Source organism: Streptomyces sp. A012304 (assembly GCF_026008495.1).
Classification (GTDB): Bacteria; Actinomycetota; Actinomycetes; order Streptomycetales; family Streptomycetaceae; genus Streptomyces.
On the sequence record NZ_BQUN01000015.1, the window covers coordinates 20,429 to 41,589 of the forward strand.

Annotated in this window: 23 protein-coding genes and 1 pseudogene; 17 read left to right on the forward strand and 7 right to left on the reverse strand. The window is 70.6% G+C overall.

The features are described 5' to 3' along the window. The first annotated feature begins 1 nt into the window (after nt 1). Entirely contained in the window at nt 2-2,680 is a 2,679-nt protein-coding gene (locus ALMP_RS04870; RefSeq protein WP_264924942.1) for an ATP-binding protein, read from the forward strand. Between the two features lie 118 nt (nt 2,681-2,798). Here the strand turns inward: ALMP_RS04870 and ALMP_RS04875 are convergent, their stop codons facing one another. Together ALMP_RS04875 and ALMP_RS04880 are read right to left on the reverse strand one after the other, a co-directional pair. Continuing rightward, nucleotides 2,799-3,392 carry a hypothetical protein gene (locus tag ALMP_RS04875; protein WP_264924943.1) on the reverse strand — a complete coding sequence of 198 codons (594 nt, stop codon included), beginning with the start codon at nt 3,390-3,392 and terminating at the stop codon, nt 2,799-2,801. Between the two features lie 45 nt (nt 3,393-3,437). After that, a complete protein-coding gene (locus ALMP_RS04880) occupies nt 3,438-4,139 on the reverse strand; it encodes a hypothetical protein (protein ID WP_264924944.1) in 702 nt (233 codons plus the stop codon). Nucleotides 4,140-4,380: 241 nt separating this feature from the next. Between ALMP_RS04880 and ALMP_RS04885 the strand changes: the two genes are divergently transcribed. Genes ALMP_RS04885 through ALMP_RS04895 form a run of 3 tightly spaced genes read left to right on the forward strand, consistent with a single transcriptional unit; the run spans nt 4,381 to nt 8,250 of the window. After that, a complete protein-coding gene (locus tag ALMP_RS04885) occupies nt 4,381-7,149 on the forward strand; it encodes a hypothetical protein (protein WP_264924945.1) in 2,769 nt (922 codons plus the stop codon). Beyond that, nucleotides 7,146-7,715, forward strand: coding sequence for a hypothetical protein (locus tag ALMP_RS04890; RefSeq protein ID WP_264924946.1), 570 nt, complete (start codon nt 7,146-7,148; stop codon nt 7,713-7,715). Before ALMP_RS04885 ends, ALMP_RS04890 begins: the two co-directional genes overlap by 4 nt. 13 nt (nt 7,716-7,728) lie before the next feature. Next, entirely contained in the window at nt 7,729-8,250 is a 522-nt protein-coding gene (locus ALMP_RS04895; RefSeq protein WP_264924947.1) for a hypothetical protein, read from the forward strand. Nucleotides 8,251-8,265: 15 nt separating this feature from the next. Here ALMP_RS04895 and ALMP_RS04900 read toward each other — a convergent pair whose 3' ends face one another. Then, nucleotides 8,266-9,258 carry a hypothetical protein gene (locus tag ALMP_RS04900; RefSeq protein ID WP_264924948.1) on the reverse strand — a complete coding sequence of 331 codons (993 nt, stop codon included), beginning with the start codon at nt 9,256-9,258 and terminating at the stop codon, nt 8,266-8,268. Nucleotides 9,259-9,400: 142 nt separating this feature from the next. Between ALMP_RS04900 and ALMP_RS04905 the strand changes: the two genes are divergently transcribed. From ALMP_RS04905 to ALMP_RS04920, 4 genes are all read left to right on the forward strand, one after another. After that, nucleotides 9,401-10,273, forward strand: coding sequence for a hypothetical protein (locus tag ALMP_RS04905; protein ID WP_264924949.1), 873 nt, complete (start codon nt 9,401-9,403; stop codon nt 10,271-10,273). Between the two features lie 158 nt (nt 10,274-10,431). Next, on the forward strand, nt 10,432-10,959 hold the full coding sequence (locus ALMP_RS04910; protein WP_264924950.1) for a hypothetical protein: 528 nt from the start codon (nt 10,432-10,434) through the stop codon (nt 10,957-10,959). 157 nt (nt 10,960-11,116) lie between these two features. Then, entirely contained in the window at nt 11,117-11,536 is a 420-nt protein-coding gene (locus ALMP_RS04915; RefSeq protein ID WP_264924951.1) for a hypothetical protein, read from the forward strand. 61 nt (nt 11,537-11,597) lie between these two features. Then, entirely contained in the window at nt 11,598-13,097 is a 1,500-nt protein-coding gene (locus tag ALMP_RS04920; RefSeq protein ID WP_264924952.1) for a MinD/ParA family protein, read from the forward strand. A 34-nt stretch (nt 13,098-13,131) separates the two neighbouring features. Here ALMP_RS04920 and ALMP_RS04925 read toward each other — a convergent pair whose 3' ends face one another. Both ALMP_RS04925 and ALMP_RS04930 read right to left on the reverse strand, forming a co-directional pair. Further along, nucleotides 13,132-13,731 (reverse strand): hypothetical protein, encoded by a 600-nt coding sequence (locus ALMP_RS04925; RefSeq protein WP_264924953.1) that lies wholly within the window; start codon nt 13,729-13,731, stop codon nt 13,132-13,134. Between the two features lie 35 nt (nt 13,732-13,766). Continuing rightward, the gene (locus tag ALMP_RS04930; protein WP_264924954.1) at nt 13,767-14,912 is read right to left on the reverse strand and encodes a C40 family peptidase; all 1,146 of its coding nucleotides are present in this window, start codon (nt 14,910-14,912) and stop codon (nt 13,767-13,769) included. Nucleotides 14,913-15,038: 126 nt separating this feature from the next. On the opposite strand from ALMP_RS04930, the gene ALMP_RS04935 reads away from it, so the two are divergent. Next, complete coding sequence (locus ALMP_RS04935) at nt 15,039-15,719, forward strand: hypothetical protein (protein WP_264924955.1); 681 nt, start codon at nt 15,039-15,041, stop codon at nt 15,717-15,719. 10 nt (nt 15,720-15,729) lie between these two features. Here the strand turns inward: ALMP_RS04935 and ALMP_RS04940 are convergent, their stop codons facing one another. Next, nucleotides 15,730-16,323, reverse strand: coding sequence for an ATP-binding protein (locus ALMP_RS04940; RefSeq protein WP_375803434.1), 594 nt, complete (start codon nt 16,321-16,323; stop codon nt 15,730-15,732). Between the two features lie 179 nt (nt 16,324-16,502). On the opposite strand from ALMP_RS04940, the gene ALMP_RS04945 reads away from it, so the two are divergent. From ALMP_RS04945 to ALMP_RS04965, 5 genes are all read left to right on the forward strand, one after another. Then, nucleotides 16,503-17,420 carry a helix-turn-helix transcriptional regulator gene (locus ALMP_RS04945; RefSeq protein WP_264924956.1) on the forward strand — a complete coding sequence of 306 codons (918 nt, stop codon included), beginning with the start codon at nt 16,503-16,505 and terminating at the stop codon, nt 17,418-17,420. After that, the gene (locus ALMP_RS04950; protein ID WP_264924957.1) at nt 17,380-17,514 is read left to right on the forward strand and encodes a DUF397 domain-containing protein; all 135 of its coding nucleotides are present in this window, start codon (nt 17,380-17,382) and stop codon (nt 17,512-17,514) included. Before ALMP_RS04945 ends, ALMP_RS04950 begins: the two co-directional genes overlap by 41 nt. A 283-nt stretch (nt 17,515-17,797) precedes the next feature. Then, nucleotides 17,798-18,694, forward strand: coding sequence for a hypothetical protein (locus ALMP_RS04955; protein WP_264924958.1), 897 nt, complete (start codon nt 17,798-17,800; stop codon nt 18,692-18,694). A gap of 90 nt (nt 18,695-18,784) precedes the next feature. After that, nucleotides 18,785-19,135: a hypothetical protein gene (locus ALMP_RS04960; protein ID WP_264924959.1), complete on the forward strand. Its 351-nt coding sequence runs from the start codon at nt 18,785-18,787 to the stop codon at nt 19,133-19,135. Then, nucleotides 19,129-19,467 carry a type II toxin-antitoxin system PemK/MazF family toxin gene (locus tag ALMP_RS04965; protein ID WP_264924960.1) on the forward strand — a complete coding sequence of 113 codons (339 nt, stop codon included), beginning with the start codon at nt 19,129-19,131 and terminating at the stop codon, nt 19,465-19,467. The genes ALMP_RS04960 and ALMP_RS04965 overlap by 7 nt, the downstream gene beginning before the upstream one ends. Before the next feature lie 236 nt (nt 19,468-19,703). Here the strand turns inward: ALMP_RS04965 and ALMP_RS04975 are convergent, their stop codons facing one another. Beyond that, entirely contained in the window at nt 19,704-20,561 is an 858-nt protein-coding gene (locus ALMP_RS04975; RefSeq protein WP_264924961.1) for a hypothetical protein, read from the reverse strand. An 83-nt stretch (nt 20,562-20,644) separates the two neighbouring features. Here ALMP_RS04975 and ALMP_RS44310 point away from each other — a divergent pair. From ALMP_RS44310 to ALMP_RS44320, 3 genes and pseudogenes are all read left to right on the forward strand, one after another. Continuing rightward, nucleotides 20,645-20,764 (forward strand): annotated as a pseudogene (locus ALMP_RS44310) (FAD-binding protein); the annotation flags it as partial. Between the two features lie 20 nt (nt 20,765-20,784). Further along, a complete protein-coding gene (locus ALMP_RS44315) occupies nt 20,785-20,982 on the forward strand; it encodes a hypothetical protein (RefSeq protein WP_375803437.1) in 198 nt (65 codons plus the stop codon). Then, complete coding sequence (locus tag ALMP_RS44320) at nt 20,979-21,161, forward strand: FAD-dependent oxidoreductase (RefSeq protein ID WP_375803438.1); 183 nt, start codon at nt 20,979-20,981, stop codon at nt 21,159-21,161. The genes ALMP_RS44315 and ALMP_RS44320 overlap by 4 nt, the downstream gene beginning before the upstream one ends.

Consider the following 21,161-nt stretch of genomic DNA (forward strand, 5'->3'; position numbering starts at 1 on the left):
GGTGAAGAACGTCGTCTCCCGTCTCATCCCGGACGGTTACCAGGCGCCGTCCCGCATCGGCTACCGGTACCTGGACGATTCGATCCTGCTGGACGCCGACGGGGCGTACACCCTGGTCAGCGTCCCCACCCGCAGCTGGGAGCTGATGAGCCCGCTGGACAAGCGGGCCGGCCTCGCCCAGGTGTACGCGGGTCTGTCCGGCCTGCCCCGCGGGGCGGCCCACCAGACGCGTCTGATCACCACCGAGTTCCCGTTCAACGCCGACATGTGGGCGCAGCGGCTGGACGAGCGCACCCAGCGCCAGGGCATCCCGGCCCCGGGCTGGCCCGGCCTGCTCGCCGACACCCGCGACCGCATCAACGACGCGGTCTGGCCCATCAAGCGGGTCTATCTCGTCGTACGGCTCGGCGACCGCGCCTCCTACAACGGCGCCTGGGGACGGCTCCAGCGCGCCTTCGAGCAGATGCGCAAGCCGCTGGAGCTGGACGACGAGATGCCGCCCCTCGACGAGATCGAGGTGTGGCACGACCAGGCCGGCGACGTCCGCAACACCCTGGCCGGCTCCCCGCTGCGCTGCCAGCCCGTGGGCCGGCAGGAGGCGGAGATGCTGCTGCTGCACCTCACGCATCCCGGGCTGCACGCCCCCGACCCCTCGGCGGTGGCCCCGCAGCGCTACGGGCCGGGCGAGCTCCAGGCCCTGTGCGGCGGCGAGGTGACCCGCGAGCCCCTCGGGCGGATCGGCAAGTACGACTACAAGTGCCTGCGCCACGAGACGGTCACCGGCACCTCGTACCAGATCTGGTTCGCCTTCTCGCTGGGCCCGGAGGAGATCAGCTTCCCCGGCACGCTGTGGCTGCACCGCACCGACGCGCTGCCGTTCCCGATCGTGCAGTCGATCGGCTTCGAGATCCAGGAGCTGAACGACACCCGCAAGGACGCCGACAAGGCGCTGCGCAACGTCGAGGAGCAGTTCTTCAACGACAAGGAGGCGGGCGTCTCCACCGACCTGACGTACCACCAGAAGCGTGAGCTGGCCACGCAGATGAAGTACATGGTCGACCACCACCGCACGCCGTTCATCCGGATGCGCGCCCTGTTCGGCGTCTCCGACACCGACAAGGACCGGCTGCGGGAGAACGCCCGTGACTTCGTGCGCGCGATGCGCGAGGCCGGCTACACGGTGGACGCGCCGCCCACGCACCAGAAGTTCTTCTTCTACGAGTCGCTGCCCGGCGGCCGCCCCCTGGACACCGACTACATCCGGCGCGTCCCGCTGGACTACCTCGCCTCCGGCATGCCGCACATCTCGCCCTCGGTGGGCGACGGCGAGGGCCTCTACCAGGGCTACACCATCGGCGCCGGCGGCCAGCCCGCCGAGCCGGTCTTCGTCGACCACATGCTGTACGCGACGCAGTCGCAGCTCGCCCCGACCGAGGGCGTGCCCGGCGACCCCGGCGGCGGCAAGACCGTCAGCCGCGGCCTGAAGCCGGTCTGGGAGGACGCGCTGCGCGGCATCACCCAGGTGGTGTGGGACCCCAAGGGCGACTACCTGGTGCTGAAGAAGTACGCCGCCGACCTGGGCCTCAACCCCGACAAGATCATCTGTGTCAACGTCTACGACGCCGAGGCGGGCATGCTCGACCCGGCCGCCCAGGCGGAGACCCCGGAGGACGCGGCGCAGCTGATGCGCGAGACGCTGCTGCGGCTCGTGCCCGACCTGCTGGCCGGCCAGAACGGCAGCGACTTCGGCGACGTGATCCGCCAGGCCGTCGGCGCGGCCATCAACGAGGGCGACGGCTCCACCTACCTGATGCGGGTCGTGGAGATCCTGGAGGCCTGGGAGAAGCTGCCGCCCTCGCCGACCAACATCAACCAGGAGCGCTGCCGGCAGTTCTCCGGTCCGCCCGCGCGCCGCTACCGCGAGGTGTCCCGCACCAAGCTGGGCCAGCTGGTCTTCGGCCGCTCCCCGCGGCCGTTCCGCATCCCCGTCGGCTACACCGTGATCTTCTGCACGCTCGGCCTCCAGATGCCGGACCCGGGCAAGCCGCCGGAGATGATGTCGGAGCGCGAGCTGTTGTCCGACGTGATCTCGGGTCTGATGGCGGACAACACCTGGAACATCATGGCCACCCTCGACCCGGCGATCCCCAAGGCGATCACCTGGGACGAGTGGCACACCAGCAAGGACAACCCGCGCGCCCGGACCCTGGTGGACCGCATCAAGCGTCTGGGCCGTTCCCGCAACACCTTCCTGCGGCTGATCTCGCAGTCCGCGGGCGACTTCGACTCCAGCTTCGTCACCGGTGTGTGGGCCTTCGGCACGACGTCGAAGGAGGAGGCGATCAAGACCTGCGAGTTCCTCGGCGCCGAGGTCAACGACGCCAACGTGGGCACGATCCTGTCGCTGAGCTCCAGCGGCAAGGGTGTCTGCGTCTTCAAGGACCGCACGGGCAAACTCGCCCGGGTCAAGGTCGAGTTCATCCACGACTTCGTGCTGGACATCTTCGACACGAACCCGGAGAAGGACCCGGACAAGATGGCCCGCATCATCGCCGAGATCTTCGGCGAGGAGGCGGCCGGCGCGCGCCGGGAGATGGAGGCGAAGAAGGGCGGACCGGGCGGCAACGGTTCGAACGAGGACGACGATCCCGTGCCGCCGGAGGCGCTGCTCGGGGTGTGAGCGGGGCGGCTCCGCCCCCACCGCGAGCGGGTCCGCCCGCCCGCACCGGGAGCGGGCCCGTCCGCCCACCCTGGGCGGATCCGTCCCCGCCGGGTCGCCGGCGGGGACGGACCGGGGACTACGACTGGTTCAGGTCGTAGCTGAGGCGGGTGATGTGTCCGTTGTCCGCCGAGGTGCCCGGGCTGCCGATGGCCATGCCCGTGAGCCACTTGCCGTCACTGGTTTTGACCTTGAAGGTGAACTTGAATTGGTTGTCGCCCGCGACCGTCTCGTCCCCCGCGTCGACGACCGTCAGGGTGGATGCCTCGACCGTGTTGTTGCGGGTGATCGCGCTGAAGAAGGCCTTCTTCTCGGCGGGGTCCATCTTCGCCGGGTAGACGACCGAGGCCCCGTCGTTGCTGCGGTTGGACCAGCCGGGGTCGCCCTCCTCGCGGGGCGTGTAGGTGAAGTAGTCGGTCCACTGCTTGGGATCGTCCGACATCCACGAGCGGTACTTGCCGTCCTGCGGGGTGCGCAGCGCGGTCAGGAGGTTGACGACCTGGAGGCGCCAGGGCGCCTTCTGGAACGGGTCGGCCTGCGCGGTCGCGGAGGCCGACGGCGTGTCCTTGCCGTCGCCGCCCCCTCCGCCACTGTCGCCGCCTCCGCAGCCGGCCAGTGCCAGTGCCGTCACGGCGACGAGCACCGCACCCTTGGTTCGCCTTGCCTTCAGCACGCTGTCTCCGTTTCGCGTCCGGGGAGTTGTCTTCGGGGCCGGGGGTCAGCCCTGGGGGTCGGTCTGATTCTTCGGGTAGACCAGGCGGATGATCACCGGTGCCCCGGACGGCGTGGTGTAGCCCTCCGCCTCGCCGGTGAGCGGGGCGCCGGTGGCTGCGCGCACCCTGACGGTGAAGCGGACCGTCCAGCCCTGCTCGGTGTCGGTGGACGCGGTGACCGTGAGACCGGCGGGGTCCACGGCGCCGCCGCGGGACACCGCGGTGAGCACCTTGTCCGTGTCGGCCGTCGGCAGGCCGTGGTACGGGACCCGGGCCAGTCCGTCGGGCCGGTCCGCCCCGGGATCGCCGGGCGACAGCGGGGTGTAGGTGAGGCCGTCGGTCTCGGCGGAGGCGCCGGGGAACCAGCGCGTGCCGTTCTTCCGTACGGCGTCGGTCAGGAAGGCGACGAGCACGGCCCGCCGGGCCTGGACGGCCGCGGAGGCCGTCGGCTGGGGGCCGGCGGACGCGGTTCCCGCGCCGGCTCCGGCCGTGGCGCCCGCGCCGGCTCCGGCCGCGGATCCCGAGTCGGCGGGCGGCGCGGGCATGGTCTGCTGCGTGATGATCAGGCCCCCGCCCACGAAGAGCGCCATCAGGCCGAACACCGCGCCGAGGAAGACGAGTACGGGTTTGGTGCCGCGGCGCAGGTTCTCGAGCGCGCTCTGGTGGATCGACGGCACGTCGCCCCGTCCGCGGGGGTCGTACCCCATCGTCTGCCCCCTGTCACTACGTCGACCTCATACGACCCTGAAAGCACGACAGCTCTGTCGGAGCCGCGTGCTAACGTCTTTAGCGTATATACACATCGGGTGAAAGTCCTAGGAGCCACGGGGGATCCGCATGGCCATCGCCTCGACCGCTGAGGCCCGTACCCGGTTGACGTCCTTCCGTGACGTCCCGGCCTCGAAGAGTCCCCGGCCGAGCAAGCGTGAGCGTCGCGCGCGGATACGCGTGCTCAGGCGCCGTGTGTCGGGAGTGCTGCTGACCCTGCTGGCGGCGTTCACCCTGTGGTTCACCATGGCGACACCGTCGTTCGCGATCGCCGACGACCTCGCCGCCATCTGCGGCCCGATGGACGTGCCGACCCCGCAGAGCCGTACGTCCGGCCTGGAGTCCTTCCTCGGCACCGACCAGATCGACCGGAGCGTTCCCGCGTCCGAGCTGGCGACCTACATCCCGAAGCCCGACGAGCCCTACGACGGACCGAAGCCGTCGTTCCACCGGTACGGCATGTCGGGCCTGACGTGGGAGGCGTTCGGCTGGACGCCCAGCTGCTTCTCCGTGAACCGCTGGGGCCTGTTCCTGCCGAACGGCATCTTCAACATGTCGAAGCTGTTCGCCCTGTTCACCATGGCGCTGATCAGCTGGTCCTTCGGCAAGGACCCGTTCAGCTTCCTCCAGACGCCCATCGCCAACGTCGCCGGTGCCATGTCCGACGTGGCCGCGCCCTTCCTCGGGCTGGTCGGCGCGCTCGGCGGCATCTATCTGGGCATGAAGAACCTGGGGCCGAACGGGCGGGTCACCGCGGTGCTCAAAGGCTTCGGCTGGATGCTGCTGATCACCGGTCTGTTCTTCTGGTTCGACGCGAATCCGACCGCCGCGGGCTCGAAGATCAACAGCGTCGTCGGCGAAGTGACGGCGACGGGATACCAGTCGCTGACGGAACTCCCGGCCACCGGCGGCGCCGACAACACAACCCTGTGCAACCAGAAGAAGGAGGCCAGCGCCGCCTCCTGCATCCAGGACGCGCTATGGGTGCCCCTGGTGTACACACCATGGCTCTACGGCCAGGTGGGCAACGACGCCGAGGCCGCCACCAAGTGGGGCCCGTCGATGCTCAACGCCCAGTTCGTCGGGACGACCGCGGAAGGCAAGATCGACGAGGACGGCGTGAAGGTCCTCAACGCCGTCGTCGCCTGGAACGGCAACAGCGACCAGGTCGGCGGCGGCTCCAAGAGCGGCAGCATGGCCTGGGACAAGGACTACGTCGACAGGGTGCCGTTCCTCAAGCTGTGGGCCAACGACCTCTGCCGCGAGAACGAGCAGCAAAACTTCCGTATGTGCTACGGCGGTGAGGACAGCTCCAACTGGTCCTGGATCGCCGGTGAGGACAAGCGGCAGGTCGACCCCAAGGACCTGAACGTCATCAACATCGCCAGCGGCAACGACTTCACCGCCCGGCTCTCCGCCGCCGCGATGAGCGTCATGGGCGGCATCATCATCAACTCGTCCGTCTACTTCATCTGCGCGATGCTGCTGGCCGCCAAGCTCGGTGTGTTCACACTGATGATCTTCGCGCCGTTCTACCTGCTGCTGGGCATCTTCCCCGGTCCCTCCCGGGTCGCGGCGATCAAGCTGGGCGAGCTGTTCCTGACCAACGTCTTCCGCCAGTGCGGCTGGGGCCTCGGCCTGGTGATCGTCACCTACATGGACACCCTGATCCTCGCCCCCGGCGGCGACCAGGGCTGGCTGCTGAAGATCCTCACCTGCGCCCTGATGACCGTCCTGCTCGGCGTCTACGCCAAACCCGCGATGCGCGCCCTGTCCGGCATGGCGATGGGCGACAAGAACGCCGGCGACGCCATCGTCGGCGTCGGCTCCAACCTCGCCAAGCAGACCGCGCAGCTCGCCGGCACCGCCGGCCTCGCGGTCGCCACCGGCGGCGCCAGTATGGTCGCGGGCGCCAAGGGCGCCGCCGCCGCGGCCGCCATGAACGGCACCAAGCTCACCGCGGGCGAACGCTTCAAGGCGGCCGGCCAGGGCCTGATGAAGAACGCGCCCAACCTCGGCCGGCGCACCCGTTCCGCCATGGACAAGCTCGGTGGCGCCAAGGAAGCCGGCAAGTCCGGCTACGAGGCCGACCAGCAGCGCGCGGAGGAGCGCGGCAGGGACAGCGTCGTCCGCAACAGCGAGGCGGCCCAGGCGGGCCTGCGGATGCAGCGCCACCGGGCCGTCCACGACCCCGTCCACAAGGCGGCGACGGACGCCATCGCCTGGCGCCGCAACAACGGCGACGCGGCGGGCGCGGCGGCCATGGAACGCGAGTACTTCGACCAGCTGCACGACCCGCGCACCGGCTACCGTCACCCCGACGACCCGCTGCACGCCAACAACCTGCGTCAGAGCCCCAACGGCGGCGTCGACGCCGAGCGCCGGGTCCGCCCGGTGTCCAGCGGCACCGACCTGATGCGGGAGAGCGGCATGAACCACCAGACCGCGGCGGCCAACCTGGACCGCGTCCTGGACCTGTACCACGGTGCGCAGAACATCGACCAGCACCACGCGGCCGGTGTCGCCCTGCGCGCCCTCCAGGTGCAGATCGACTCGGGCGGACCGCACACCGAGGCGGCCCGGATGACGGCGGCGAACCTGGTCCAGCAGCACGGCCTGCCGGACCGTATCGACGCCGTCGGCCTGCCCGCCAACGCGCCGATCCGGGTCGAGGTCGTCTCGCGGGTGGCCAGTGAGATCGGCACCGTCTCGCAGGACCTGAGCGCGCCGCGCGACCGCATGGACTTCCTCCAGCGCGTCGAGTCGCTGGCCCAGGAGATCCCGGTCGCCACCACGATGTCCACGGCGCTCAACGAGCTGCGGGGCGTGCTGGCCAACATGCAGGCGCCCGCCTCGCAGGTCGAACAGGCCCTGCAGAACGTGCGGCTGGCGGCCGGCATCGACACCGGCACCCCGAACAACAGCGGTAGCGGCGGAGGTTCCTCATGAGTCACCGGGGCAGGAAGCTCGCCGCGCTCTTCATCACGCTGTTCGTCCTCGGACTCGTGCTGAACAACATCGCCGGCCGGACCCGCGCGAGCGAGGAAGCGGCCGCCGAGGCGGCCAAGGCCGCCGCCCCGGCGGCCCGCCCGCTGGCCCCGCTCTACGTGCCGCGGCCCGCCTCGATGATCGGCGGGTACGGCGGAGCGCTCACCCCCCAGTCCTCGCCGCAGGAGGTGGCGCAGGCCTTCGCGGGGGTGTACATCAAGTACGACCCCGACTCGAACTCGCCCGACTCCTTCGTCCCCGGGCTGCCGCGGCTCGCCTCCGACGCCTCGGACAAGGTGAGCGCGCAGCTGTCCGCTGACTGGGACAAGCACCTGTCGAAGATCGGTGACAGCGTCACCGTGACGTCGGTCAGCGACCCCGGCGCGGCGGACGTGGAGGCGGGCAAGGTCAAGGTGTCCGTGGTGATGAACACCGGCGAGGACAGCGAGGCCCTGCGGCTCGACCTGGAGCTGGAGCAGGAAGAGGTCGGCTGGGTCGTCACGTCGGTGACCCTGGACGGGGCGTGAGAGGGCGGTGACCGTGGCGGCGAGGACGAGACCCAAGGGCACGGGCAAGGGCGGCGACAAGCGCGGGAGCCGGGGAACGGGCCAGGGCAAGGGCACGGGCCAAGGCAAGAAGAAGGCTCAGGCGGCGTCGGCCGGTTCCCGGTGGAGCCGGCTGCTGCCCTCCGGCTCGTCCCGGGTCATGGAGCACGTCAAGGTCGTCTTCGCGCTCCTGATCTGGGTGACGCTCCTGCGCCAGCAGGCGTCGCTGATCGTCGCCTGGCAGCTGTACTACGCGCAGGCCCTGGTGGCCACCTGCGCGCTCGCGCTCGGCAGCGTGGTGGCCGTCTACACCTACCCGCCGCGCACGGCCCGCTGGCGCACCGTCGCCTGGACCTTCCTCGCCTCCTCGGCCGGCGGCGCCCTCGCCTACGCCGCCCTGGGCGGCCGGGCCGGCCTGCTCGGCGCCCTGCTCAGCGGGGCGCTGGTGCTGTGGGCACGGGGTGAGGAGCGCGGCCGGCGCGCCGTCCGCCGGATACGGCAGGCGCGCCGGTCCTGACGCCCTGAACCTCCGTCAGGAGGGGTAGCGGGCGGCGATGTCCTTGCCCCGGGGGGTGTCCGGGTCGGGCAGCTGCTGGGCCAGGTCGATCAGCTGGTCGAGGTTGAGCACCAGCCCCCGCTCGTCGACCCGCACCCGCTCACGCAGCGAGAGCAGGCACGAGGTGCGGTACTCCTTCGGCCACGAGCGGTCGATGTTCCGCCAGACCTTGACCGAGCCCTCCTCCCAGGTGACCGCCCCCGCCTGCGGCGGGGCGGGCGCCTCGGCCACGATCTCGGGGGCCGGCTCGGGCGCCGGGGCCGGCGCGACCGGCTGCGCGACGGGCCGCTGATGCTCCGCCGAGGCCCCCACGCCCCGCCCCGCCTCGACGACGGGCTCACGGACCACGGGCTCATGCGCCTGGTGCGCGGCCGGTTCGTGAACGGAAGGCTGGTGCGCGGCCGGTTCGGGTGCGGAGGGCTGGTGCACGGCGGGCTGTGGGGCCGCCGTCGCCCCCTCCGGCCGGGCCGGCCGCGCGGGGGAGGCCCCACCGCCCTGCTCGCCCCAGACCCCGCCGCCGCGCTCGCGCTCACCCGTGTCGCTGACGTGCAGCACGCGCTGCTCGCCGGAGCCGCCCGTGGACAGCAGCAGACGCACGCCCTTGCCGATGAGCGCCTGCGCTCGCTCCAGCACCTCGCGCGCCCTGCGGTGGGCCAGCTCCTCGGTGAAGAAGGTGTGCTCCCGGCTGTCGCCGCCCTCCCCGTCGGGCACCCGCAGCACGAGCCGGGCCCGCGCCTGTCCGCCGTCCACGTGCGCCTGCGTCAGGACCCCCGCGACCGGCAGACAGGAGGACAGCGCCTCCGCCTGGAGCGCGGTCGAGCCACCCGGAGCCGACATCAGCCAGAGGTCGACGGCGGTCCGCTCGACCTCCGCCAGCCAGTCGTCGTACGGGCGGTCACCCGTCGGGCCGACGGCCTGGACGGCCAGCCCCACCCACGCGGTCATCCCCGCGGCGCTTGCGTTGCTCATCTGTCCCCCTCGCCAGTGTCAATACACAGTGTACTGTCGCGAGGTCGCTCTACCATGGCGGGAACCGTCTTTCACGAACCGATTCCCACCGCCCATGCCGGTACACCTTGCCTGGCGGGACGAGTCACGAGAGGGGCTCTCGATGAGCGACCCGGCCGTGCGGCCCGGCGCCGCCGATCCGGCACCGCCACAGCTGGCGATCGTGGTGTACGCGGACGGCCGGGCGAGCGTCGGCGGGGTGCCCGTGGTGGTGCCCGACGCCGCCGGTGACCTCGCCGCCGTACGGGCCGCCGTGATGCGGACCGCCATCGGCATGGCGGCCCGACAGGGCCGGCCGCTGCGCGCCCTGGCGTTCGAACCGGACGGCGAGACCTGGCCGTTGGTCATCCACCCGGACGGGACGGTCGAGGAGGACGCCGAGGCGGAGGCGTCGGCCGGGGGCGCCGACGGGACGTCGTCGACGGCGCCGTCCACCCTCTCCCTGCTGGCCAGCCCCGCCCCGCCGCGCGGCCCGCGCACCGAGACCATCGTGCTCAACCCGCAGTGGTCGGACGTCGTGCAGACCCCGCAGCCGCCCGAGCGGTTCCGGGAACGGCTGGCGCGGATCTCCGAGGCGGGGGAGAGCGGGCGGATCGAGGCCGCCATGACGCTCGCCGCCGACCTGGAGCGCGAGGCCGGCCTGCTGTTCGGCGCCACGCACCCGCACGTCCTCCAGGCCCGCGCGGTCCGCGCGCACATCAGCACCCTCGCCCACGACTGGGGCCGCGCGGCCGAGCTGTACCTGGACATCACGGCGGCCTGGCTGGAGGTCTCCGGCGACCGCAGCGCCCAGGTCCGCGAGAACGCCGGCAACGCGCACTACTGCTGGGCCCGGGTCGCTGATCCCCAGGAGGGGGAGCGGATCGGCGAAGCGGTGGTGCGGACCTGGCTGAAGGTGCCCGGCGCGCGGCGCGAACTGGAGGCGGCGCGGCGCCGCCGGGACGATCTGGGACGGCGTTCCTCGCTCGGTCTGTGAACTCCGCGGAGGCCTTTTCTTGTTGATGCACAGTCAGGATCGGGCTGTGTCGGAACGGTGACTCAGTGAGTCCGTCCGGCTGACATGATGGCTGCTGGAGACGAGAGTTGCAGCTGTAACCGCTGCGCCACTGAGAGCGTTGTTCGGGGGAGCAGGCCGTGAAGCGAGAGAATGCCGTACGCGGAAAGACCCGGGGATCCCTGACCTTGGATGTCAGGAAGTGCGAATGGTCCGCGCGAATAACGGACGCATTCGATCCGGCCGGGGCGTCGCTGTTGCTGTCCCTGCCCCGGGGTCTGTTCGTGGCCCACGACCGGGAGATGTGCCGGGCGGGCGCGAGTGGCGGACCGGCGATGCGGAGCGACCTGGACTACCTGTCGGGCGTGTGGGGATTCACCCGCCCGCACGGCGACGAGATGACCGAGATATCGGAGGTGCCGCTCCTCAGCGTGCGGGTACGCGAACAGGGGCTGGCCGTGGACCTGGCCGGGTACCCCTGGCTGTTCGGCGACCTGCCCGGTGCGGTGCCGCCGGAATGGTTCCTACCGGGCGTCGGGAGTTCGTGTCTGCTGGGTATCTGCTTCGACGTGAACCTCGCGGCGCCGGACGCCGACGATCAGTTCTGGACGGAACTCGGGGACGGAAAGGCGGTTTTGGGTCAGGTGAATGTCGTGGGGGACCTGTGAGGAAGCCATGGCATGACTGTGCTGAATGCCATGGGGTAGTGTCTGTACACAGTGATATGACGCTCGAGTAAGCAGAGCGTCCGCCCCGAGTCGTCGATCATTTGCTGGAGAGGCGATGAGCACTTCGGATATTCCGCGGCGGTCCCATCGTCGGCGGATGGTGACGTCGAAGGCCGCACTGACCCGCCGCCCCGAAGGGGTGGACGAAGAGGTCGCGCTGCCCGGGGAGCTCGAGCCCCTCGAATGGACCCCGAACCGGGGCCCGATCACCGAGGAGGAAGCGCTCGGCGTCCTGCGCCGACGCCGGCGCAACGAACTGAGCCAGGCACCCAAGCGGCAGGGCGCCAAACGGCCGGAGGTCCCCACGGAGCTCCCGCCGGAGAACGCCCGCAAGGTGCCGGTCGTCAACCGCTTCCCGGCGCGCTACCTGGCCATGGCCCACGCGCGCGCCGAGGTCGAGGGGACGAACCTCACGGCGATCCTGGAAGAGATGCTGGTCAAGTACGCGACGGGTAAGCCCACCCGGCCGCAGACCGTCAGCCGCCGACTGTTGTCCTTGTACACTCCGAAGGACTAGTCCGGTGGACCTGCTGACGGTTCGGGGGCCGGGCGGGCACTGAACGGTGGGGGAGAACAGCGTGTCCGAGAACAGCGCCTTCGGCGCGTCGTCGGCCGCCGACCATGACGAGGACGAGCTGCCCCCGACCCACGCCCGCATGCTCCCACCGCTGCCGGCCCCGGTCCCGGCGGAACACGGCCCCGCGCCATCGGCTCCGACCGCACCGGACCCCATGACGCACGCCCCCGCGACGCGTGCCCAGGTGACTCCGGCTCAGACGACGCCGGCTCCCGTGGCCCCGGCCCCTGTCACGCCGCCGGCCGGGCCGCCCGTCGCCGCACCCCACATTCCGCCCGTCGCGCCGCACACGCCGCCCGCGCCCGGTCCCGCACCGGTGCCGCTGCCGGACGGCTCCACCGCCCCCGCGCCCACCCCCGCCCCGCTGCCCGACGGCACAGCGCCGCCGTACGCGACGGCCCAGCCGTACGCGACTCCGGACGGGTACGCGACTCCGGAGGGGTACGCGACTCCGGAGGGGTACGCGACTCCGGACGGGTACGCGACTCCCGACGGTTACGCGACCGCCCAGCCGTACGGGGCGACCGCTCCCGCGCCCGCTCCGCTGCCCGACGGGACGGTGCTGCCCGCGTCGGGTGCGCAGGGCCCGCCGCACTCCGCGCCCGCCAACCCCTACGTCACCGGCGGCGATGCCCGCCGCGGGTTCCTGCGGCGCAAGGGCGGCCGGGTCTCCGGGCCCGAGCAGCAGCGGCTCGCCCGGTTGCAGACGCCCGTCGTGCGGCCGTACCGGATCAGTGTCTCCAGCATCAAGGGCGGCGTCGGCAAGACGACGACCTCCGCCATGCTGGGCCTCACCTTCGCCCGCTACCGGGCCGACCGCACGGTCGCGATCGACGCCAACCCGCACGCCGGCACGCTCGCCGACCGGCTGCTGGGCGAGCGGATCATGCCGACCGTGCGGGACCTGGTCAATGCCGACCGCCTGCGGCGCGAGGCGGGCGGGCCGGGACTGACCGACCCGCTCCAGATCCACCAGTACCTCGGCCAGGCCGACCGGCTGATGGTGGCGGCCAGCGAACAGAACCCGGACATCAGCGAGCTGTTCGACGAGGAGCAGTACCGCACCGCGCAGGACATCCTCACCCGGGCCTTCGACATCGTCATCACCGACAGCGGCACCGGCATGAAGCACTCCGCCATGAAGGGCACGCTGGCCCACACCGACCGGCTGGTCGTCGTGGCCGCGCCGCGCTTCGACGCCGCCCGGCGTGCCGCCAAGACGCTGGACGAGGTGTACGCGCAGGGCTATCCGCACCTGGTGCGGGACGCCGTCGTGGTGATCACCATGGACGCGCCGAAGGCCGTCGGGATCAACATGAACACGCTGGTGGACTACTTCCGGCAGCTGTGCACCCACGTGATCCGGATCCCCTACGACCAGCAGCTCTACATGGGCGGCACGATCCACTACGACCAGGTGTCGTCGGCGACCCGCGGCGCGTACATGGACCTCGCGGCGCTGCTCGCGGACGGCTTCCAGACGGTGGCGCCGGGCCGCTGACGCCGCCCGCGCCGCCCGGCGAGGCCCTCTGGGCTCACTCGCCGGTCCGCGCGTCCACCAGCCACTTGCCGCCCGTCTTGACCACCTTGAGGTTCATGGCCTCGTTGGCGCCGTCCCCGCCGCCGCCCCAGGTGGTCCGCTCCACGTAGGTGACCTGCACCCACACCGCGGTCGGAGTGCGCGGCGCCTCGCCCGGGATCACCGTCGCGACATTGGACGCGCTGACCGTCACTCCCCTCTTCTGCGCCGCCTCACAGGTGACACCGCAGCGGTCGCCGCTGCTGCCGCGCAGCTTCGCCAGGTAGGCGGTGGTGGTGTACGGCGCGATCCGGTCCAGATAGGCGCGCGGGCCGTCGACCTTCCAGTTCTGCTTGGTGTAGGCGGTGACGAAGGCGGCCGCCACCATCTCCGGGTCGCTGTGGTCCACCGCGCTGGGACTCGCGCTCGGGCCGGTCGGGTTCCCGGCCGGCGGAGGCGTCGACTGCCCGGCGCCGGGCGCGGCGCTCACCGAGGGCCCGGAGGACGAGGGCGCGGGGTCCGGCTCCTCGTCCCTCGTGCAGCCGCCGAGCAGGGCGGTGGCGGCCAGGGCCGCCAGGCAGCACAGGGCCGCCGCGCGGCGGGGCATTGCGATCACAGGGTCCTCCTGGCGAAGCGTCGTCCGGGCGCGGCCTAGTCGGTTCCGTCGTCGACCGGCTTCTCGGCCTTGCCGCCGCCGTCCTTGAGCAGCCGCGAGCCGCCGATCCACTGGTCCATCCAGTAGCTGTTCTTGCTGACGTTGGGGACGATCTCCACGGTCTTGCCGGTGCGCGGCGCGTGGATCATCTGGTCGTTGCCCAGATACATGCTCACATGGTGGATGCCGCCGACCGTGCCGGTGTCCGACCAGAACATCAGATCCCCCGGCTTGAGCGAACTGTACGAGCTCACCCTGATGCCGGCGTTCCACTGGTCGCCGGTGTAGTGGCCGAGAGTGATGCCGACCTGCGCGTACGCGTAGAGCGTGAGCCCCGAGCAGTCGAAGCCGGTCTTGACGCCCGAGGGGCAGTCCCTGGTGTACGTCGGCCCGTTGGCGTCGCCGCCGCCCCAGCAGTAGTCGATGCCGAGCTGGTTCTTGGCGGCCTGGATCACCTTGCCGACGTCACCGCTGAGGCCGACGTCGTTGCACTTGATGTTCTTGGCGCGGCCGACGATCAGGCCCGAGACGCCCTCCCACTTGGAGTAGGCGTCGGGGAAGGCCGAGACCTGAACGGCCTGAGCGGCCGCGCCCTTGTCCATCTGCTCCCAATTGGGGACGCCGAGCAGACCGCGGGGGTTGGGCGGGCTCGGGTGGTTGGGGCCGCCGTAGAACGCCTTCGCGGAGTAGTTGGGGTCCATGATCTCTTTGACGGAGCCCCAGCCGGCCGACGGGCGCTGCTGGAAGAGGCCGACGCTGTCCCGGTCGCCGTAGTCGATGTTGCGGAGCTGACTCTCCTGAAGGGCCGTCATGATGGCGATGACCAGACCGGCGTCGGGGACCTTGGTCTTCTGACCGACACGCACGATGATCGCCGCGTTGCCCATCTGCTCCTCGTTGACCGTGTACGGGCCGACACCGGGGACGTTGGTTTGGATCTTCTCGCCGCCCGGGTCGCACACGGTCCCACCGGGCAGACCGCCGCCGCCGTCGCCGTCGCCACCGCCCTCGCTGCCGAAGACACCGGAGAAGATGCTGGCGGCGCCTATGACCGCGCCCCCGCTGACGAACATCATGCCGCCACAGCCGCTGAACAGGAACGCGCAGACGGCAAGGATCGCTATGAGGGTCTTCTTGTCCACTGTTCGGTGTGCCCCCCGTTGGCCGCACCCGGGTCAGGATGCTCGTGTGTCTATACCCTACGAGCAAGTGTCTATACTTCCAATCTCCTTGGGTACCGACGGCCTTGAATGGGAAGGGACAACCCCGTGACCGAACAGCCGCCTCCCGCTCCCTCCGCCCACGCCCTGGCGGTCGTCATGCGCGACTACCTCTCCTACGGCGAGAGCGGCATGGCGGACCTCAAGGAAGCGGTGCACGCTGTCCGTCGCAAGCCCGTCATCGGCGCGTTCTGCCAGCACCTGCGGCAGATTCTCGCCGGTGAGGCGCCCGTGCCGACCGACGTCATCAACAAGGAGTTCCAGCGCCGCGCCGAGGAGGAGACGGCCCTCGGCGACGGCACCGTCGTCGAACCCGTCCACTACGACGACCAGCAGGCGTACGAGGCCCTGGCCGACCTGTGGGAGTACCTGGACCTCACCCCGGACGGCGAGCCCGAGGGCGCGGTCACCGCCGTCAAGTCGGCCGTCACCACCCGCCGTTCACAACTGTTGTGGGTCGACGGCGACCCCGTCGAGGCGCTGAAGACCTGGATGTCCTGGCGCTCCCTCGCCCTGTTCGGCGCCGGCACCGTCCTGTGCATCGCCAGCTGGGCCGGCTACGAACGCGTCGACGCCACCCCGCTGCGCAGCTTCCTGCTCCTGCTCACGCTCGCCGGCTTCGTCATGGCCAGCATCGGCGGCGGCGCCCTGTGGCTGCGCCGCGTGCGGTACGTCAACCCGGACGCCTTCCTGCCCAGCGAGCGGAAGCCCAAGGACGAGCGACGCTGACGCACGCCCGTCAGACGGGCGGCAGACCCCCCGTTCCCCGCTCCACCTCCAGCACGGTCACCGGGAGTTCCTGGTTGGTGAAGGCCCGCTGGAGCCGCGTGTCGTGGGTGATGGCCACTTCCGCCCACACCGTCTTGCCCAGCGGGTGACGCGGCGCCGATCCCCAGCGCACGGCCAGGGCATCCACAAGAAGCAGTCCTCGGCCCGACTCGCCCTCAGGAGCCGACGAAGGCGGGGTCGTGGGGGGCCGTTTCCCGCCGGCCGCGTCCGCGACCTCGACGCGAACCAGGCCCGCCGCCGTGTCGAGAGCGAGTCGGAGGCAGAAGTCCCGTCCCGCTACGCGGCCGTGCCGCACGGCGTTCGCCGCGAGTTCGGCGACGACGAGGGCGACCGCGCACGACGCGTCCGATGCCGGCGGATATCCCCACTCCTCCATGCGCCGTACGGCGAGCCGCCGGGCGAGTCGCGCGCCCCGGGGAGAGGAGACGAACTGGGCAACAAGAGGCAGTTCGTTCCGTACGGCCGTGAGGGCATCCACCTCCGACGCGAGTGGCGCGGCACCACGCTCCGGTTGGTCCGCCGGGGCGGTCGTTTCTGTCAGCACGGTCTGTTCCGTCCTTCTCCGTCGAGCAGGGAGGCGTCGCACGATGTGCGCGACCCGTCACGTTCCGCTCTCAAGAGTCGTCCTGCCGCCCTACGCTCAACAGATGACGCAGCCTTACTTTTCGACCTGTAAGGAACGGAAGTGACGCTTTGGCCAACGGAATCGACCCCAGTACCTCGATGGCCGCACTGTTCGGTGCGCGGGTGCGCAGGCTCCGCCTGGCGGCCGGACTGACCCAGACCGAACTCGGCGACAAGGTCCACGTGGTGGGTACGCGGATCACACAGATCGAGCGGGCGTCCGGGGCGAAACCGACACTGGAGCTGGCGCGGGCGCTGGATGTGACGCTCGGTGCGGACGACTTGCTGGTGGAGCTGTGGCCGTACGTGTACCGGGAGGCGTTTCCGGACTGGTCGCGGAAGTTCATGGAGTACTCGGAGCGGGCGGTGGTCATTCGGCAGTACGCGGCACATGTGGTGCCGGGTCTGTTGCAGACGGAGGACTACGCGCGAGCGGTTCTCGCTCTGGACGCAATGCTCGACGGCGAAGATCAGTTGGAGGAGCGGGCCGCAGCCCGTATGGGACGGCAGGAACGACTGAGTTCGCCCGACCGGCCGGAGTTGGTGGTGATCCTGGACGAGGCGGTGTTGAGGCGTCCCATCGGCGGTCATGGCGTGATGCGGCAGCAGTTGACCCGTCTGCTCGATGCGGCAGCGGAACGTCACATCAGCATTCAGGTGCTGCCGTTCGACCAAGGCGGACACGAGGCAATGGGCGGGTCGCTGACGATCCTGACACTCCCGGATGGCTCGGAAGTGGCCTACACAGAAGGCTCGGACTACGGCCAACTCATCGAAGAACCAGTCAATGTCAGTCGCTACAAGGTGATTTACGATCGGCTGCGGGCGGCAGCGCTGCCCCCGCTCATGTCGCTCGACATGATCCGGTCCACCATGGAGGGCAACTACCGTGGCGCGAATCTCCCGACCCGATCTGAACGGCGTCGCCTGGCGCAAGAGCAGCTACAGCAATCAGGCGGGGGGCGACTGCGTGGAGGTGGCCGACGGACTCCACGAGACCGTCGTCCCCGTCCGTGACAGCAAGGTCCCGCACGGCCCTGCACTGTGTTTCGAGGCCGCCTCATGGACCGCCTTCATAGGCGAGTTGAAGGCCGGCGGCCACCGTCACTGAGCCCGCCGGGCTCCGGTCACCGTCCACGCCCCGGGCCCACCGGACCCCTGTCCGCGAGGGCCCGGCAGGCCGCTGACCTCCCCAAAGAACCGGGGGAAAGAACTACCCGCCCACCCACCCTCCCCGGCCGCGAAGCCCGCGTCACCCGTCCGAGTGACCGGCTTGCAGGCGCGGGATCAGGGCGGTTACGTTCGCCGCGACAACCGCACACAGACATCGGCCCCCGGCCGGGACGGCAATCCCGAACGAGGGCCTGACCGATCAGGAAGAGACAGACTTCCCGATGGCTGACCCGCAGTCTAACGCGCCCCTGCGCGCCTCCGCCGGACCTCCGACCTCCGGCGTGATCCACGTCCGCACCCGGCTGACGGCCGACTTCACGGTGATCTCCAACGCCCTCGCGCAACGGCGCGGCAGCGCGGTCACGGTCGGTGTCGCGGCGTACATCCTCTCCCTGCCCGACGGCACCCCCGTGACCATCACCGCCCTGTGCGAGCACTTCAGCGAGGGCGAGATCCTCATCTCGCGAGCGCTCAGGGAGCTGGAGGAGGCCGGATACCTGGAGCGTCGCCGCGAGCGGACGCCCACCGGGCAGGTCCGTACCCGCACGTACTTCTACGACGTCCCCGGCGGTGCTCCCGAGCCCGATCCGGACGGCCCGCCCGAGCCTCCCCGACCGCGCCGCCCCAGGAAGCGACCCGACGCCGCGTCGGTCCCGCCCCCGTCACCGGCCGTACCGGAAACAGCGCAGGCGTCCACGCCACCCGAGGCGGAGACACCGGCCCCGGTCCCGCTCGCGGACGCCGACCCCAAGGCCATCGCCGTACTCGCCGCACTGCACCGGGTCGACCCCCGCCTCGTCCTCACCGAGCAGGAAGCCGCCCGCCTCGCCCCGGCCGTCACCCGGTGGCTCGCGGCGGGCCTTCTGCCCACACAGATCACGGACCACCTCACCGCACGGCTCCCGGACCACTTCCTGACCCGCCCGGCCGGCATCCTCGCCTACCGGCTCAAGGAGACTCCCCTGTCCGCACCGGCGAGAGGCGCAGAACCCCCAGCAGGTCCGGCCGTCGTGCCCATGCGGAACTGCGACGGCTGCGACCGGGGATTCCGTGCGGCGCAACCCGGCCGTTGCCGGGACTGCCGACGGGCTGAGGAACACCTGCCAGCCACCGCCTGAGTCGTTGATTCAGAGCGCTTGACCAGCCGGGACACGAGGATGACACTGGCTGTACGACATTTGTCATACACGATGGGAGGGGAGGTAGGAATGGCTTCGAAGACCGACCCGAAGAACCGCGCCTCGGGTACCGCGGCCAGGAGGCGCACCGCGGCCGCGGCCCGTCCGAAGCAGGTCGGGGGCGGCGCGACGAGCGTGGCCCAGGTGCGACTGCGACCGGACGAGCTTGAGGACCTGCAACAGGTGATGCAGACCCTCAAGCTGCACTCGCTCTCCGACGCCCTGCGCGAGGGACTTCGACTCCTCTCCCGCGAGGCGGCCGAGGTTGCCGCTTCCCGAGAGATCCGCGAGTTCTACCAGGGCTCCCAGGCTCCGACCCCCGCGGGCGTTCTGCCCGCGACCGAGGACGAACTGGCGGCAGCGGACGAGACCGAATGGTGAACATCGGCTCCGCCCTGCGGGGCGAGGTATGGGGTTGCGCCCTCCCCAGCCCCCTCGGCCCGCATCCGGTTCTCGTCCTCACGGTGAACCGCGTCGCGGAACCACTGTCGGCGGTCACCGTCGCCGTGATCACCGGGACACCGGGCCCCGTCTCCACCCACGTCCCGATCGGTCCGGACTGCGGGGTGACCAAGTACGACGAGTCATACGTGAACTGCACCGACCTGCACACCGTCGACAAACCCAGGCTTCGGCGGCGTCTCGGCCTGCTGGCTCCGAGCGAGATACGGCGAGTTGAAGAGTGCGTCCGCGTGATCCTGGGACTGGCGTAGTCCTCACCCGCCCCAGGAAACCCCGCCTCCGTCGCCGTACCTCTGTGTGTGTTACCGCTCCAAGGACCTGGGCGAGATCCCGTGGAATAACAACGGCTTCGGCAATAGGGATCCCGGTTCGCCGTGGGCACCGACGAGCCGACCCACCTTGGGGAACTCGTCGGAGCCCTGGCAGGCCAGGTGGAGGAGCGGACCGTCCAGGAGTACCGGAAGCTCCTCCGCGACTGCTCGCGTGATCACTCCGCTTGAAGCTCCTCGATGACCTGCTCGGCCGTGCGCTGTGCAGGCTCCAACCGAGGATCCTCAGGGTGCGCGTACGGCCCAAGGATCTTCGCGCAGACGAACAGCGTCATCAGCTTGCCGTCCCGGCTCTCGAAGTCCCACCGACGCTCCTGCCGTACACGATCGGCCAGAGAAGGGACGGCAAGCGAGCTCGCCCACAGTGAGGCCGAGTCCAGTCCCTGTGGGGCGTTCCCCCAGTCCTCCCAGTCGAAGAGGCTGAACACCGGCGCCGTGACGTTGGCCCAGTTCAGGTCGGCGTGGGCAGGCACCCAACGCTGGACGGTCGTATCGAAGTCGCCGGGAAAGACAGCTCGGATGGTCTCGGTGACCGACGCCTGGGTGATGGTCTCGGTGTCGGGTGTGGCGACCCGCCTCGTCTGGTGCGTTGCCAGCGCGTCCAGAGAGGCGTTCAACCGATCCCACCACTCGTCCGGGAGTTCGGGGGCCCCACTCAGAATGGCGTTTCCGACCGGAGCGGCGGGCAGGAGGTCAGTTTCGTCGGCCCGCCACATCACCGGTTCGTTCGCGTCCCGCCAGACCACGCATCCCTGCCATGCCGGCTGGGCGACGCCATTCAAGCGGGCGGCGCACTCCGCGCCGTTCCATCCCTGATCGCTGATCCTGGCGAGCGGGCGTCGCTCGATGCGGACCCAGGTCTCGCGGTTTGTCCGTGCTCCTACGGACCGGCGCTTGCGCACCACCGTATCCGGTAGGAAACGCACCTGCAGAGACCGCGCTACGCGACCCAGAATCTCGTCAACCGGCTGTACGCGTAGGTCAACAGCCTGACTCATGGCGACCGAGAGCGTCATACACGCGACCGTAGCAGCGGGGCAGTGAGAGGTAGTCCGACACGAGAAACCAGCGGCTACGTTCGGTGCTTAGGGTGGGGTTCATGACCGCAGGGGAGCGCGTTGTCGTTGCCGGGGCTGGGGTGGCTGGGCTTACCACGGCCGTTGTTCTCGCCGAGTCCGGGGCTTCGGTGCACGTGGTCGCCGAGCAGGTGCCGGGGGCACGTCGCTGGCGGCTGCGGCGATGTGGGGGCCTTACCTGGTCGAGCGGAAGGACAAGGTCGACCAGTGGGGACAACGGTCCTTGGAGATCTTCCGGGAGCTGGCCCAGGACCCGGCAACGGGCGGCCGGCTCACCAGTCTCGGGTCACGCGACCTGGTTCCGGCCCCTGACCTTCGGCCCATCCGCGGCCAGCACGTCGTCGTCACCAACCTGGGTTGACCGAGTTCTTCTCCGAGGACACCGGCCTCTCCCCGGACCCTCTGTGCTTCTACCCCCACGGGGAAGAGGCGCGGGAGGACGGCACTGCGGTCGTGCACAACTACGGGCACGGAGGCGCCGGCGTCACGCTGTCGTGGGGGTGCGCCGAGGAGACTCGGGCGTTGCTTTCCGTCAAGTGA